The sequence below is a fragment of the Candidatus Pantoea gossypiicola genome, assembly GCF_008632075.1.
GTDB classification, from domain to species: domain Bacteria; phylum Pseudomonadota; class Gammaproteobacteria; order Enterobacterales; family Enterobacteriaceae; genus Pantoea; species Pantoea gossypiicola.
In genome coordinates this window covers 1-15583 of the sequence record NZ_VWVM01000023.1, presented here as the reverse complement: position 1 = coordinate 15583, position 15583 = coordinate 1, and the positions used below count along the sequence as shown (strand labels likewise).

Sequence of the window (15583 nt, the reverse complement as noted above, 5' to 3'; positions counted from 1 at the left end):
TAAGAATGTGACTGGAAAAAGGGGAATTTGTAACCTGATAATTCAATGATTGCGCTGATGTTATCAAAAGACTAAACCAGTTGATTGAATATCAGGACAATTTTCTGAAATAGCAGAGAAACTGATTTTATCCGCTTAATAATTCCGCCAGTTCAACATGGTAAGGAGAACAAAAAGCGCGCAATAATCAGGCACAAACCGAATGATCGACGCCTCACCAGGGATGTCGTTACGTTATAATAATAGGCTATATCCTCTCTTCGCCCCCGCTTTTGCGGGGGCTTTTCTTTTATCTCTGTTTATTCGCCGGTTTATTATTGAAATGCCATTGGACATGCGTGCGCTTAATTCCTGATGTGTTGCCCTGCCCTATGTCCGGTTTGATGCCGCAAGCAGAACGTTATATTGGCCGCAGTTATGCCCTTAACCATCAATATTTCTGTGGTATGGTTAATCAGTAACTTCCTGCCATGTGAGTCTGCTTATGCTCTCTACCCTGATTTACCGTAGCCAGCTTGCGGGTTCGGTCTCGCCAGAGAAGCTCAAAGCGCTGGTGGAGCGCGCCAGTATCAAAAACGCTAAAGCTGAAGTCACCGGGATACTGCTCTATGACGGGCAGCACTTTTTTCAGGTGCTTGAAGGGAGCGTCGAGAACGTTCACACGGTTTTCCAGCGTATCAGTCAGGATGATCGGCATTTTAATCTGATTGAACTGATGCGAGATTACGCCCCTGCACGTCGCTTTGGTCAGGCCGGTATGGCCTTATTTGATTTACGTGACTATCAGAAACATACCGTCGTGGAAGCCCTGCTTAAACGGGTCACCCTGACTGATGAACGAATCAGACATGACCGGGTAGTGAAGTTCCTGCGTTCTTTTGTCGAAGGCAGGGACAAAGAGACGTTTATCGGAATTGCCCCTGCCAGCGAGTGGACACTGACTACGCCCCTTACCGTCAGTGCCGTGCCACCCCTGCAGCCTGCAGCGGATCAGCGCTGTGAATTTGCGCTTCAGCCTATCGTAGACGCAGCGAATCGCCGGATTGTCTCCTGCGAAGCCCTGATACGCGGTCTTCAGGGCGCACCACCCGCCGACTACTTTTCACAGCTGCCGGAAGGCGAGCGTTATCAGGCGGATCTCCATTCCAAAATCTATGCGTTTCAGCTGGCCAGACATCTCGGCCTGCGGGAGCAGACCCTTTCCGTCAACCTGCTGCCCATGTCACTGGTAATGATCGACGATGCGGTTGAACATCTCATTCAGCAAATCAGGCAACAGGGATTGCGCCCTGAGCAGGTGGTAGTTGAGGTGACTGAAGATGAGGTCATCTCCCGCTTCGATGCCTTTCAGTTTGCTGTGCGGCAGCTGAAAGCAGCCGGAATCAGCCTGGCCCTTGATGATTTCGGTGCCGGTTTCGCAGGCCTGTCGCTGCTGGCCGATTTCCAGCCCGACAAAGTTAAGATCGATCGCAAGCTGATCATCGATATTCACCGCAGTGGCCCACGTCAGGCGATTGTGCTGGCCATCCTTAAGTGCTGCCAGGTGCTGGAAATCACGGTCATTGCGGAAGGCGTCGAGAAAATTGAAGAGTGGCTCTGGCTGGAAGGGGCCGGGGTCCGCTATTACCAGGGCTTTCTGTTTGCCCGCCCTGCCCTTAATGCCCTGCCTGCCGTGAGCTGGCCTGCACGTCGCCCATGATTCTCCCGACAATATACTCCCCCTGCCTGCGCTTTTGCTCATAGTTTGAAGCGGCTCACACCGCTTCGCTGCAAAAGGCAAAAGCTGTGCCATGCTTGATCCATCTGACAGCCTTCTGGCAAGACAGATATACATCAGGTCCCTGGATAACAACCGGAATTGGGAGAATCACCATGAACGAAGATCGCATTGGCGGCAACTGGAAGCAGTTCAAAGGTAAGGTCAAGGAAAAATGGGGTGATCTTACGGATGATGATATGACCGTTGTAGAAGGGAAGCGCGATCAGCTGGTCGGAAAAATTCAGGAACGCTACGGCTACGAGAAAGACCGTGCTGAAAAAGAAGTGAAAGAGTGGGAAGATTCTAACAAGTACCACTGGTAAAGCGTTCATAATCGCCGGGCGTCTCTGCGCCCGGCACCGGCCTGTCGGCTCTCATCTCCGTCTGTTCATTTACTCTCTGACATCTCTGCACCTGTCACAGGGAGAGATTATGGAAATGATTGTTTCTTTATTTATTCCTGGCGCGCATACTGCCACCATCTTCGCCATCATGAAATTGCTAATCTTTCCGGATATCAACTATGCCTCAGCACTCTACCGATACCGTATGTGCTCTCGTCGGTGTTCTTCCTGAAACCCTGCGTCGCTGGCGTCGTGCCGGGCTGATCACACCGCCTGGCCCTGCTGGCTACTCAGATCAGCAGCTCACGCGCGCGCTCTGCGTTCGTGAAATGACATCGGGAGGCCATACGCTGTTTGATATCCATGCTGCCCTTAACTGGCCCAACATCACGCTGCCCGGCGGCTGGGCCTGCCGGGAAGAGGATATGTTGCAACTGCTGGCGAATAATCCGGACGCAGATATTGAACGTGAACTGCAGATGATGAATACCGACTACTGTGGCGATGATTATGTTAATCGCTATCTGCGGCCGCTCAACCTCTGGCTGCGTTCTGACCGCAGTGAAGGAGCAGCAGAGCGTCAGCAGCGTTTTCATAATGCCGTGCTCGACCAGTGGGATCGCCTGTCGCTGGCCGCACAGCGACGCAGCACCGTACCGCTATTTCTTGAAGCGGTCAGCGTGACGGATGAAACCGAGATCTGGATGGAAGCGATACGGCTCAACGGACAGGGCTTTCGGGTTGAAGTCGCCGCGACCACATGCGGTGTCCCTGCCGTGGCGCATCGCCACTTTGAGCATCATCTGATGTGGTGTGGCGATGGCATCAGTGCTGCGATGAAGGCGGCATTTCTCTCCAGCCTTGAGGCGGGTAACCCCGTTATGCTGACCGGAACAAATACCGGCTTGCAAACGCCCGTCTGCGCTATGTCTGCCAGCGCCTGATGCTGTTGGTTTTTTTCCTGCCAGCGATTAAAAAAGGCGGAAACAGCCTGAGCCGCTTCCGCCCTGTTCACATTACTGATGTTCCAGCGTTCGTGGTCCGCCGATTGCAATCGGGATACGGCGCGGTTTCTCGCTCTCAGGTATTTCCTGGATCAAATCAATGCTAAGTAAACCGTCCGCCAGACTGGCACCGGTCACCTTCATGTGCTCCGGAATAGAGAAGCTCATCTGAAAATCATGCCGGGAAATGCCGCGATGGATCCAGCTGCTGTTCTCCTGCCGGATCTCGCCAGACGATTCCTCTGATGCATCATCCCGGTGACCTGCTACGGAAAGTCGTCCGCCACGTAGTTCTATTTCCAGCTCATGCTCTTTCCAGCCGGGTACGCTGACGGTCAGCGCATAGCGGTTATCCTCAACCCGCTGCAAATCGTAAGCGGGAACTGACGTCACCGGATTGTCGCCAGTCAGCTGGCTGAACAATTTATCGATACGGCTAAAACGGTCTGAAAAGACAGAATCCGCCAGCGAAGGGAAAACAGAAAACTGTTGTACTGACATGGTGATAATCTCCTGAACAGGTTCATCCAAAAGTTCATCTGACCGGTATCATATTCCCGATCACCGTTAAAATAGGGATTGGTTATCAGCTTTCAAGTGGCTGAATAGATTTTTTTAACGTGACTGTCCGGTCTGTTATCACAGGAATAGATTTCAGGATATTAACAGCGCCGTTACTTTTTGTTCTGAGGCGCAAGAACGAAATGGGGATGACAACCAGCCAGTAATAACAGCAGTTCATATTCACCCTGGCTGAGTAGCGTCGGATTACCTGCTGCTTCTTTGGTTTGCCAGACTCTCAGGCTAAGGTCAAAACGCTCAGCGGCGCTCTGCTGTGAGAGACCAGCGGCAAGTCGAAGTTCACGCACATTACTCTGGACAATCACAGGCGGCTTGGGGGGACGATTAACCAAACAAAGACTCCTTCAACATGATTAAAAACGCAAAAGCACAGCGATTCGCCAGCAATTAAAGCGAAGCGACCCGAAAGCGCTCAGTGCGAAAGACCAGAGAATAATTGACTATTTTGCTTAAATGTCAAATTTCAGACTTAACAATTAAGCGAAATTTTCCTGTAAGCGAAGCGGCATATTTCGTCCTGACAGCGCTTTTCCTATTTCCTTAGAATACTTTATTTCTTCCGCCAGGAATTATCCTGTTATTTGACTTAAGGAGCATTCAGGGATTAATCCGCTACCTCAATGCCCCTTTCTTCATCAGGATAGATGTTTAGCCTGAGGTTCCTGTTCAGGCTGCATCATTGAAACCAGCGGAGGATAATAAATGAAAAATCCCATCCAGCGTCGCTCACCCGACGATCTGTCGCATGTGGAAATTCGTGAACAGTGGCAAATCACCTACTGGACTCAGGAGCTGAGGACAACCCAGGAAAGACTGACACGCGCGATCCGTGAAAGCGGCGCACGAACCGAACAGGTGCGTGACTGGCTGGAACAGAACCCGCCCCCACGTCGCCCGGCTCAATCTCTGAATGGCATCAAACGTTAAGCTGATTGCTGACAGAAATGCTGTGTCAACGTCGGCATTGTGGTGGACTGGCCTGCATCAGCCGGGCGCACGCTGACAGGTCATCTCTGCCGGTGCGGGTTCCTTCCCGGCTTTTACTTTGTGTTTTAAGAGGTTATTCCGCAGAGCAGCCTGCGCATAACGATCCTGCCTCCGGCATCGGGGCGGTTTCCTCTGAAAACCGACTTAGAAATAATAGTAACCATCCTGAATGCTTATTGATTTTCTGCCCGGAAATAAACCTCAACAGCGCTGAAGCGTCGGGCTAGAAATATAAAAACTAAATAATCAGGCACCGCTTCGATTAAATTTTCGAATCGTAAATATTGCCTTTATGCGTTAAAGAAAATATTAAGAGACACTCGCCGCATACTGCCTTATCATCAGGCTGAAAATAAAAAATACGCTATATTTCCTGCCGCCCGAATCAGATTTCGCTCCGGACAGTTTTCTTTTTTCGCTCCGTAATCAACCGGTGCGGAGGTTACACATATGCTCAAGAATTTAGACGGCGACAATGAACGCCGAAGTCGTGCTTTGCAGGCACTGCGCAACCCTGACGAAAGTCGCGATGACGTTCTGCGAAAATTTGTCCGGTTAGCCAGTCAGGCCCTGGGTATCCCGGGAAGCTTTATCTCGGTGCTGGATGACGAATTCCAGACCGTGCGGGCATCACATAACTTTGATCTGCAACGCTCAACGCGTGGGGATTCACTCTGCCGTCATGTGGTAGACAGCGACAGCGCAGTGATCGTGCCGGATACCTATCACGATGCGCGCTTTGTCACGCATCCGCTGATCACTGGCTCACCTTTTATTCGCTTTTATGCCGGTGTGCCTCTGAAAACCCGCGACGGCATTATTCTGGGCACGCTCTGTGTTACTGACACCGAGCCGCATGCGTTTACCGTTGAGCAGGTGACGACATTAACGCTGCTTTCCACGCTGGTCATGTCTTTTCTTGAAGCCTGGCACTCCGCGGGTTTTTGCGATCCGGTGACCGGATTGCCTAACCGCCAGCGCCTGATACGTGATTTGCAATATCTGGCCGTAGCCGGCGATACCACGCCACGCCGTCTGGTGCTGATTGATTGCATCGACATGTCACGAGCTTATGAACTGGCCCGCACTATGGGAATGAATCCGGTTGAAAGCCTGCTGAAGGATATGGCTACCCTGCTGCCGCTGCGGCTGCGTCCGGCGGTGGGTGAGATGATCTACACTGTGGCCACAGGCCGGTTTGCCATTCTGACCCGTGCTGATAGCCGGCTGAGCGCAGCCTGGGTCGCCGGTCGCCTGGAGGGTATCAGTGCAGACATGGATGAGGGGCTGTCAGTTGCACTGACGCCTCATACCGGTGAGGCAGGCTTTGTTGCTGGCAGTATGCCAGCGTCGGAAGTGTTGCGCCGCGCGGTCAGCGCGCTGAATGAAGCGGTCGGACGCGGGCTGCCCTCTCAGCGTTATGATATTGAGGCGGAAACACAGCGCTCAGAAGATTTCCTGCTGATGACCGATCTGAAAACAGCTCTGCGCGATAACATCGGACTCTATATGGTCTATCAGCCCAAGATTTGCCTGCAGAGTGGCAAACCGGTGGGCCTGGAAGCACTCATCCGCTGGCGACATCCCAGCAGAGGCGAACTTTCACCTGCTGCCTTCATTCCGCTGGCCGAGCAGACCGATCTGCTCTCGGTGCTGACCGCCTGGATTATCGATCAGGCAGTTGAACGTCTCAGACGACTGCGTAATAACTGTATTCAGTTGCCGTTAACCATAAACGTCAGCGTACGCGATTTTGCATGCGAGGGATTTGCTTCCGCTCTGGAAAGCAAAATGCTGAAGTCCAAGCTTCCGACCTCGCTGCTGGGCATCGAATGCCTGGAGACAGAACGTATTCTTGAAAGCCCCACCGCCCTACGCGGTCTGGAGATGCTCAGAGACCGGGGATTCACGATTTCACTTGATGATTTTGGTGCAGGCTACAGTAATATCAGCTATCTGCGCCGTATGCCGCTGGATGTTATCAAGCTGGATCGTTCTCTGATTAGTGAGCTCTCTTCAGATACGGCTTCACGCATTATTGCCCGCAGCATCATCGCCATGCTTAAAGAGCTGGACTATACGGTGGTGGCCGAAGGCGTTGAGTGTCCTGACGCTGTGACATCCCTGACAGAATATGGCTGCGATCAGGCTCAGGGCTATTTCTACTCCAGGCCATTAAAGGAAGAAGCGCTGGATCACTGGCTTTACTGGAAACTGCGTGGTGAGTGTCAATAAACCTGCACGCAAAGAAATCACTGGTGCACGCGTTGAACTTTGCGTTTTTGCCCTGCTGATTACGCTTCCGCTAAAGCCACAAGGCCGCCATGATGGCGGTCTTATTTGTGATGTACTGACATGAGTTTATCTGCGGATATCCAGCAGCGTTAAGATCGTTACGGTAACCTGCTTCAGGTCTGCCGACTTGCCGCTTCGCTTAGTGCCACCTGCTCTGGTGCAGTCTGTGCGACAGTCACCAAGTAAAGATGAAACATTTTTTGAACAGTGTTAGCGTGTCCGCAACAATCACATAAAACGGAGCTGCACATGCTAACTACCATAATCTATCGCAGCCATATTTCAGATGATTTTCCGGTCAGAACCCTTCCGGAAATGGTCGATAACGCCAGTAAAATCAATAGCACCCACGATGTAACCGGTATCCTGTTATTTAACGGCACCCATTTCTTCCAGTTACTCGAAGGCCCGGAAGTGGGCATTCAGGAAGTTTATCAGCGAATCTGTGCCGATCGCCGTCATCATAATGTGGTGGAGCTGATGCGTGACTATGCGCCTTCCCGACGTTTTGGTAATGCGGGTATGTCGCTGTTTGACCTGCGCGAACACGATCGCTCATCACTGCTACAGGCGGTGCTGGACAAAGGTACGTCTAAATATCGCCTGACCTATGATGATCGGGCACTGCAATTCCTGCGTACTTTTGTAGAGTCACGTGAGAAAGAAAACTACTACGAGGTTCTTCCGCCAGGTTACTGGGAGTTTATTTCAGAGCACACTCATGTGCCGGACTCCCGCCCGGAGACAGAAGGCGTAAGCTTCCGTCCGGTGGTTGATCCGCTGGCGCGTCAGGTGACCGCCATTGAAGCTGTTACCCTTCGTCCGATGACTGACGGTGAAATTTCCGGCGACAGGCTTTATGTTGACGATCTGGAAACCGTGAAAAAAACCTTTTCCCAGGCTGGTCTGGTTTGTCCCGATGGTATGACGCTCTACGTGAGTCTGCTGCCAATGACGCTGGTTGTCTTACCCGACGCCGTCGAGCATATTGTGGCAGCTATTCAGCAGGCAGGTCTGGTGCCGGAGCAGGTCGTGATTGGTGTGAGTGAAACCGGCGTGATTTCACAACTGGACGCATTCTCTGAAGCCGTACGCGCGCTGAAAGCATTCGGTATCAGTCTGTCTATCGACAATTTTGGAGACGGCTCCGCAGGATTAGCATTGCTGACTCATATCCAGCCCGATCGTATCCGTATTGATGCCAGTATTACCCGCGACGTTCATCGCAGTGGGCCAAAGCAGGCGGTGGTGCAGGCGATCATCAAGTGCTGCTCAGCGCTGGAGATCACCGTCATCGCGGCAGGGATCGTACAGGCGGAAGAGTGGATGTGGCTGGAAGCAGCAGGTGTAATCAATTTCCAAGGTACGCTGTTCGCCGCCGCGGGCCGCTATGAGGCCCAATCGGTCGCCTGGCCGGAATATCGCGAGGCGATGTAACGCACACAGTCCAATCGTCCAAAGCGGTGCGCCAGCGAGCGGCCGCTTTCTTAATCTATGGCCCTGTCAGCTCTCAGGAACAGGTGTCATTGACAGGTATCCTCTTATTTATCCGCGCATTCCACGCTTCTTTCACAAACATCCTGAACGTGATACTGCACTTTTAATTGAGTTTCTGACGCGTATACGGCATACATTTCCTGATAACCACTATAGCGAGTAACTTTGACAGGTTAACCACTATAGGAAGTAAATCGGAGACTGAACTGCACTCTCAGCCCTGTGGAATGTGACAGATATCCACTATAGCGAGTAAAGGTGCACCAGAAGCGTTTCTGTCAACCACTGTAGCCAGTATGTTGCGCAATAATCATCCGGATCATTACGATAAATCACTCAGGCAGACAATAAGCGCTCAGATAACCACTGTAGTGAGTACCTGCTCAGTCTTTCCTCTGATGATAACCACTCTATCGGGTAAGCAATCCAGAAAGAGGAGCCTGAGATCATCTGTGCTCAAAAGGGCACCACTCATGATTCCCATGTGGGGTAACCACTGTAGCGAGTAAAAAGGTCGTGTGAAAATGTGTATGTAGCACGAACGGAATGATAGCCCTGCCCTGCTCTAAGCTGTTATTCAGTAATAATAACTTTGTTCTGTTAGCGAAACCATTCTGCTCATCCTGTAACGCAACCACTGTAGCGAGTGCCTGTCTGACCTTAGCTGGCCTGCTGATTTTTTATGCTCATAATACTGTGTGAGGTACATATTGATAGTAAGCATTCACTTTATTGGCTGAGTAAGATTAACAGGCAGAGTAAAGCGATACTGCTAACCACTATAGCGAGTGACGCCCTCCCTTCAATCCAATAAAAATAACCACTGTAGCGAGAATGTTGTAACAGCCAGGTCTGTCACCTGATCATTATCTGAACACATGAGTCAATAAATCACCAGAAAACCACTATAGCGAGTAAATTCTGTAGGCAGAATGAGGCAAACAAAGATGAGATGGCCATTTTAGAATGGCGATAACCACTGTAGCGAGTAAGACCATAGAGCTGAATTTCGCCTGCGGCATCCCACACATGGCGTCAGGAGGAGAATCCGCATGCTGTTAACCAGACCAGACTAACCACTATAGCGAGTGATAAACACCGTAATGCCTGATTGCAGCGTTTGCAGAGATGCCGCGGTACGTACTGGTTAACCATTGCAGGAAGTAGATTTTTTGTGAAGCTCAATGCACCCTGCTGGCCGTAGAGGCGGAATGGAAGACCAGAGCTAATTGCAGGATGCTTTTCAGGCAGGCGATTCAGGCTCTTGATGCTCTGTCGGGAAAAGACTATCCACTATAGCGAGCAGCTTTACTCGCTATAGTGGTCAGGGCTGTCAGATGCCATCAAACAGCCCTTTTTCTCGCTATAGTGGTTAGCAGGCAGCAGGATTGCTCATTGGTGAACGGTGAGATGAACAGGTATCTAACGCTTTTTCTGTTCCCTGATTTTGTTAAGTAACTCTTTTTCCTCACGCGACACCATGACAAGCTCACTGCTTTCATCCGCACTCACCGGTTCGGGCAGATTGACATCAATACCAGTGGGATCACTGTCCAGATCGTCAAACTCGTCCATTTCATCATCGATCAAGCCTGCCTTGCTGAGCGGCAGTTCGGCCGGGCGCAGTTTGGGGTGACGATAATGAACCCAGAAGTAAACGGAAGAGCCGCGTCGGGTCTCGGTATAGTCAAGATAACCAATCTCTTTTAGCTGCTCCATCGCCTTTCTGACCGTCGCATTCTGGGTGATCACGCGCGACGTAAGGTTAAGCCGTGCACGCAGACGCGCCATAGATATTGGCGCAGGTTTAGGCGGAAGGCTTTCAATGAAGGTATAAAGCGCCTGAGCGGACTCTTTGCGTGCCAGCTCATTAATAGCCTTAAGCTGCAGCAGCACCTTTCTGTCGAACTGATACAGCTCAAAGATTTTAGGATCAGCCTGTAAGGTTACTGTGTCCTTCTTGACGCTGTATTTGGCGGACTGCACCAGATGCGTTGTGTAGTTCTCTCCGCCCTTGCTGGTAAAAGTCAGGGTATTAGATGCAATTCGCGTCAGCGAAGCGTCCAGACGGCTCCTGAGCTTCGATGAGAGGCGCGCAGAAGGAATGCCACAGAGTTTTGCAAATTCTACGAATGAGAGCGTTACCGTGTCTCCCAGACACTCATGTGTAGCGAATGCGCGAATGATCCCGACCCAGGTCTTAAAATCATTATCCATATCCAGTCGGGCACCCAGGATCTTGATATTGTCATACCCTTCCGATCTGACCAGGGATAACTGTTTCAGATCCTGAGTCACATCCATCGCATTCATCTGGTTTTTCTGACTGCGCGCGGTGGATTTCAGCGTTGGAACAAACAAGCCGAGTCGCATTAACGCGACCGGCTGCACGGTGTTGTTACTGTTGGGCGTCAGAGTAACAACTTCGCCTGTACGCTTGTCTGTTTCGCTAAACGCATCAGCTATGTTCAGGATATCTGGTTCTTTTCTTGGCATTAGGAAGATCCGTGATGTGAACAGGCGAGAGCCGCTGTTACTCAATACAGTGGATACTAGCACTCACTATAGCGGTTAATCTACTTGCCATAGTGGTTATTTATCTCGATATAGTGGTTGTTTTACTCGCTATAGTGGTTAGCTAACCTTCTTTATCGCAGTGATACCACGGGCTGAGGCGGCACAGGGATCTTTAAGGAACTTAAAAAGGATCTTATGTGGATCTGTTATTGGATCTGCTCGGTGGATAACCCGTTAAAAAAGCCTGTCCGCGGTTAATCAGAATCTCCGTTTTTACCCTGTTTCCTTGCCAAAGACTCTAAAACTACAGCGGATGTGCTCAATCGGGGGTTATGCACATGAAAAAGTGTTATCTACTCGCTACAGTGGTTGTTAAGTACTCGCCAGCGCGGTTGCTTTACTCGCTATAGTGGTTGTTGTGCTCTCTTCAGTGGTTATTCTTCTCGCTACAGTGGTTACCAACACCCTTTCAGACCTTGTGCTGCGTGGCTTCAGAGCCTGTTGGGATCTGTTAAGGATCTCAATTTGATCTATTGAGGATCGACCAATTGGATCTCGCCTGTGAATAACGGGGATAAAACAGACATGATTCAGCAATAACCAAAGCTGAGGTCAAACGGGTTTTCAACTGCAGATACGAGATGAAGAATGCTATAAGCAGGTTCTGAGCGAGTTATTAGGTGTGGGAGCAATCTGTTGCTGACAAGGCAAAGCATTTAATCGGGTGTGGCCAAAAACCATAAAGATATAAAGGTTTTAAGCTCTGAGCGAAGATCTCCCAGCTCTTTAGGTAAACTTTCAGGAGTGAAGAACAGGTTTTCACCATGAAATTAATGATGTATATTTTTGATAAATAAGTTATTTTTACATATTTTCATAGTGAAAACACCCTGCTTATGATCCCGGAAATAACGTTTCTTATGGCTGAAGATCGACTCATTAAGTCCGACTGGCTCATGAATGAATTCAGACAGCGATAAGTTAGCGTAGCGATTGATACTTTTCCCCAACCTGACGAACCCAGTTCATAAAGAAATCTGTTATGCATAGTCACATCATCAGGTAACTGCAGGCAATCGTTTATAACGAGGGCAAAAAGAAAGTTGGTTGTCATGCCAGTACACTAACCGAACAGACAATGTTTAAATTATGCGGATTTCCTTTTCCTGCTTAAGCGGTGTCTTATTAGTTAATGCTATCTGGCCTGTTACTCTCAATCCCCTGCCCCATTCATAGATCTCAATGTTTCATCGTAGTACTCATAAAACCGCTAAAACGAACAGTCGAAATACAACATCTTCATGGGGCTCAAAGTTAGTCAGAGATATGAATAGAATCACTATCAGATGTAATGACAAATGCTGCAGGACTCTGTGAGAAAGCATCACACAAACTCTATACAAATCGTTATCGAAAGTTATAAGAGGGTATGAATTTCTGGCAAGCTTACGATGAGTACCATTTCTTAGAGGAACAAACAGATTCTGCCCTGCCTTTACAGAAGCTGTAATTCCGATACGCATATGGCTATTTTTCATGTAGAAGCTCACAGCCCGATAGTTGATGTGTCAGGTTTACAGCATGGCTCATAGCTATGCTTACAATGCTGACAGATGATGCTTAGTGCCATAAAAGAAATTCTTCGATTTTGATTGTTATGATCTTAAAAGTCAGAATAGGTTAGTTTGGTAATGTATAAAGGCTGATATCTGTTCTTCTGAGGAAGCAAAGTTTGATTATCAATAAGAGTGTCAATAACTAAAAAGGGAGTATTGTCTGAGTGACCGCTTATGCATCTCATCAACGTTTAACCCACGATTTATAGTTAAAAGAATACTTGATGAAAACCCATTTTCTCTGCAGATTTTCACCAGGCAAATATTCTCGTAAGATACTGATATAAATGGATATATATAGAATTTTCATGATGAAAATACCATGATCAGCAACTGAAATAAGGGCCACGATTGCCGACTGGGCATTTCTGCCATTACAGAATTAAAACGAATATCGGGCACTAACATCCGCCATCCATTATCACACTCATCTCTGATGCCTGTTCAACATACTCAAACTGAATGGACTACGGCCACAGAGCTCAAGAGATCCTCTTTTACAGCTGACAATAAATTTCCGAAAACCATTCCACCACCTGAGACAAAAAATCCAGGTTTTTGGCATTTTCCTAAAAAATTGGCAGGTTTGCGCTTTTTGTGTAGTATGCAGAAAACATTAACGCAGAGGGGCTTATGAAGCGCGATTATGGTGGAGTGCTGGAGATGGCAACGCGTGCCAACTCCATGTTACATGGACTCAGTGATCACATTGAGCAACAGCGTCAGGAATTTAACCAGACAGGGTTTTACCAGACTTTCTCCCGCAATGCTGTTGCTAATATGCCCCTGCTGAGTAAGCACGCTGTCGTCGCTGCGATTAGTGATATGGAAGCAGCAGGATATCAGTTTGGTAAAAAGCAAACCGGCAGTACATCGCAATATGCCCTGACCATTCAGAACGTCGTCGATATTTATCAGCATCGTAAAGTACCAAAATATCGCGATCGGCATGATGGCCCCTTTGTCGTATTTGTTGTCAGCCTCAAAGGCGGCGTCTCTAAAACCGTCAGTACCGTGACGCTGGCTCACGGTATGCGCGCCCATCCATCTATGCTGCACAATGACCTGCGTATACTGGTTATCGACCTGGATCCACAGGCGTCAAGCACAATGTTCCTGAGCCACACCAACAGTGTCGGCTCAGTACTGGAAACAGCAGCGCAGGCTATGCTCAACGATCTGGATGCAGACCAGCTTCGTGAGCAGTTTATTAAGCCTACCGTCATGCCCGGCGTTGACGTTATCCCGGCCTCAATCGATGATGGCTTCGTTGCCAGCGACTGGGAAGAGCTGGTTGCTGAACATCTGCCCGGCGTTGCTCCCTCAGAAGTCCTTCGGCGTAATGTGATCGATCGTCTGGCAGGTGACTACGATTTTATCTTCCTTGATACCGGCCCTCATCTGGATTCCTTTATGCTGAATGCGATCGCGGCCAGCGATGTGCTACTGACACCGACGCCACCGGCACAGGTGGATTTCCACTCCACCATGAAGTATCTGACGCGTCTGCCAGAAATGCTGGAGCGTATCGAGTCCGAAGGTATCGAACCTCGACTCAAAGCTAATATTGGCTTTATGTCTAAAATGACCTCGAAGCATGATCACCTGACGTCGCAAAGTTACGCCCGTGAGGTGTTTACTAAGTCGATGCTGGACTGTGGCTTACCTCGTCTTGATGGATTTGAGCGTTGTGGCGAATCCTTTGACACAGTAATCAGTGCTAATCCCGCTTCCTACCCTGGCAGTGCAGATGCGCTGCGAAAAGCCAAATATGAAGCCGAGCAGTTCTCAAGGGCCGTGTTTGATCGCATCGAATATATCAGGAGTACCCTGTGAGCAAACCTATACAGCGCATTGGCCGCAAGTTCGGCGATTCTGCTATTGCGAACATGATCGACAGCAGCAGCCAGTCGCGCACCTTTACGCTGAAGTCAGGTGCAAAGGCGACCTTTGTACGCCAGCTGATCCTGCATGACGATATTGAAACCCGAACCAGCGTTGACCCGAAAATCAACGGACGTGACCAGAGCACGCTGACGCCGGAATCGCTGCAGGAAATCACCCGTACGATTACACTGCAGCAGTTTTTCCCGGCCATAGGTCGCGTTAACGGTGACCGGATTGAGATTATGGATGGCTCGCGCCGTCGTGCTGCCTGCATTCTTTCCGGGGCCAGTCTGGAAGTGCTGGTCACCGCGGATGAACTAAGCCTGAGCGATGCGCGTCAGCTGGCTGCTGATATCCAGACGGCTAAAGAGCATAACCTGCGTGAATTGGGTCTGCGCTTTATGCTGATGAACGAAAGTGGCATGAGCAAATCAGACATTGCTAAAGCGGAAGGTATCTCAAACGCTAAGGTCTCCCGTGCATTTCAGGCCGCATCCGTGCCCGCTGAGTTTATTGAACTCTTCCCGGTCGTTTCTGAACTGACCCTTCAGGATTATCAGCTGCTGCTTGATGTCTGGGAGGAGGCGAAAGCGGAAGCGATTGATGTCGCCGGACTGGTCAGCGAAATCCAGCAAAAGCTGGAGGCAGATCATTCACTGCCAAACGCAAACGCAGATGAGAAGAAGAGCGCTATCCTGAATGGCTTTAAAAGTGCCCGTCGTCAGTTAAAAAAACCTGTACCCGTCAGTAAAACGGTGACGGAAAAGCTGGCAACGTTTACGACGGCCAATACCTATGCGCGTCGTAAAACCAATGACGAGAAGCGCACCGTGCAGTATGAATTCAGTCGTCTGCCAAAAGAGATTGCTGAACAGATTGACGCGTCGATCAGACAAATACTCTCTACGCTTAAATAATCCTGCTCACACATTACTGACAATGAAACCGGCCGCTGCGCCGGTTTTTTTATTGCCAACTTAAAACCACGTCCTATGGACGTGGTTATCGCCTCGGTTCTGGCTCTGCCTGTAAAGACCTGCCCATGTCAAACTCCTCATCTGTTGTCCCCACAACTGATAAGGAAATTCAACATGA

General features: G+C 49.7%; 11 protein-coding genes. 8 read left to right on the top strand and 3 right to left on the bottom strand.

From position 1 onward, the window contains the following. Positions 1-484: 484 nt before the first annotated feature. From F3I20_RS20865 to F3I20_RS20855, 3 genes are all read left to right on the top strand, one after another. Positions 485-1699, top strand: coding sequence for a diguanylate phosphodiesterase (locus tag F3I20_RS20865; protein WP_150059930.1), 1215 nt, complete (start codon positions 485-487; stop codon positions 1697-1699). Between the two features lie 173 nt (positions 1700-1872). Further along, on the top strand, positions 1873-2082 hold the full coding sequence (locus tag F3I20_RS20860; RefSeq protein ID WP_010256969.1) for a CsbD family protein: 210 nt from the start codon (positions 1873-1875) through the stop codon (positions 2080-2082). 200 nt (positions 2083-2282) lie between these two features. Continuing rightward, positions 2283-3047: a MerR family transcriptional regulator gene (locus F3I20_RS20855; RefSeq protein ID WP_150038588.1), complete on the top strand. Its 765-nt coding sequence runs from the start codon at positions 2283-2285 to the stop codon at positions 3045-3047. 72 nt (positions 3048-3119) lie between these two features. On the opposite strand, the gene F3I20_RS20850 is transcribed toward F3I20_RS20855, so the two are convergent. After that, complete coding sequence (locus tag F3I20_RS20850) at positions 3120-3608, bottom strand: Hsp20 family protein (RefSeq protein WP_150015219.1); 489 nt, start codon at positions 3606-3608, stop codon at positions 3120-3122. Between the two features lie 173 nt (positions 3609-3781). Then, positions 3782-4021 (bottom strand): transcriptional regulator, encoded by a 240-nt coding sequence (locus F3I20_RS20845; RefSeq protein WP_150038590.1) that lies wholly within the window; start codon positions 4019-4021, stop codon positions 3782-3784. A 370-nt stretch (positions 4022-4391) separates the two neighbouring features. On the opposite strand from F3I20_RS20845, the gene F3I20_RS20840 reads away from it, so the two are divergent. The 3 genes from F3I20_RS20840 (at position 4392) to F3I20_RS20830 (ending at position 8408) form a co-directional block, all read left to right on the top strand. Beyond that, positions 4392-4616 (top strand): DUF3606 domain-containing protein, encoded by a 225-nt coding sequence (locus F3I20_RS20840; RefSeq protein WP_013356498.1) that lies wholly within the window; start codon positions 4392-4394, stop codon positions 4614-4616. 510 nt (positions 4617-5126) lie between these two features. Then, positions 5127-6911 (top strand): EAL domain-containing protein, encoded by a 1785-nt coding sequence (locus F3I20_RS20835; RefSeq protein WP_150038592.1) that lies wholly within the window; start codon positions 5127-5129, stop codon positions 6909-6911. A 309-nt stretch (positions 6912-7220) separates the two neighbouring features. Next, complete coding sequence (locus F3I20_RS20830; RefSeq protein WP_150015223.1) at positions 7221-8408, top strand: diguanylate phosphodiesterase; 1188 nt, start codon at positions 7221-7223, stop codon at positions 8406-8408. Positions 8409-9890: 1482 nt separating this feature from the next. On the opposite strand, the gene F3I20_RS20825 is transcribed toward F3I20_RS20830, so the two are convergent. Continuing rightward, positions 9891-10964 (bottom strand): RepB family plasmid replication initiator protein, encoded by a 1074-nt coding sequence (locus tag F3I20_RS20825; RefSeq protein ID WP_150015230.1) that lies wholly within the window; start codon positions 10962-10964, stop codon positions 9891-9893. A 2270-nt stretch (positions 10965-13234) separates the two neighbouring features. Here F3I20_RS20825 and F3I20_RS20820 point away from each other — a divergent pair. Together F3I20_RS20820 and F3I20_RS20815 are read left to right on the top strand one after the other, a co-directional pair. Continuing rightward, positions 13235-14437 carry an AAA family ATPase gene (locus tag F3I20_RS20820; RefSeq protein ID WP_150015224.1) on the top strand — a complete coding sequence of 401 codons (1203 nt, stop codon included), beginning with the start codon at positions 13235-13237 and terminating at the stop codon, positions 14435-14437. Further along, positions 14434-15405, top strand: coding sequence for a ParB family protein (locus tag F3I20_RS20815; protein ID WP_150038594.1), 972 nt, complete (start codon positions 14434-14436; stop codon positions 15403-15405). The genes F3I20_RS20820 and F3I20_RS20815 overlap by 4 nt, the downstream gene beginning before the upstream one ends. Positions 15406-15583: the final 178 nt, after the last annotated feature.

Excerpts from the sequence above, each read along its gene's own strand:
- F3I20_RS20835 (WP_150038592.1), top strand. The coding sequence starts at position 5,127 with ATGCTCAAGAATTTAGACGGCGACAATGAACGCCGAAGTCGTGCTTTG.
- F3I20_RS20865 (WP_150059930.1), top strand. The coding sequence starts at position 485 with ATGCTCTCTACCCTGATTTACCGTAGCCAGCTTGCGGGTTCGGTCTCG.
- F3I20_RS20850 (WP_150015219.1), bottom strand. The coding sequence starts at position 3,608 with ATGTCAGTACAACAGTTTTCTGTTTTCCCTTCGCTGGCGGATTCTGTC.
- F3I20_RS20860 (WP_010256969.1), top strand. The coding sequence starts at position 1,873 with ATGAACGAAGATCGCATTGGCGGCAACTGGAAGCAGTTCAAAGGTAAG.
- F3I20_RS20840 (WP_013356498.1), top strand. The coding sequence starts at position 4,392 with ATGAAAAATCCCATCCAGCGTCGCTCACCCGACGATCTGTCGCATGTG.
- F3I20_RS20825 (WP_150015230.1), bottom strand. The coding sequence starts at position 10,964 with ATGCCAAGAAAAGAACCAGATATCCTGAACATAGCTGATGCGTTTAGC.
- F3I20_RS20820 (WP_150015224.1), top strand. The coding sequence starts at position 13,235 with ATGAAGCGCGATTATGGTGGAGTGCTGGAGATGGCAACGCGTGCCAAC.
- F3I20_RS20830 (WP_150015223.1), top strand. The coding sequence starts at position 7,221 with ATGCTAACTACCATAATCTATCGCAGCCATATTTCAGATGATTTTCCG.
- F3I20_RS20855 (WP_150038588.1), top strand. The coding sequence starts at position 2,283 with ATGCCTCAGCACTCTACCGATACCGTATGTGCTCTCGTCGGTGTTCTT.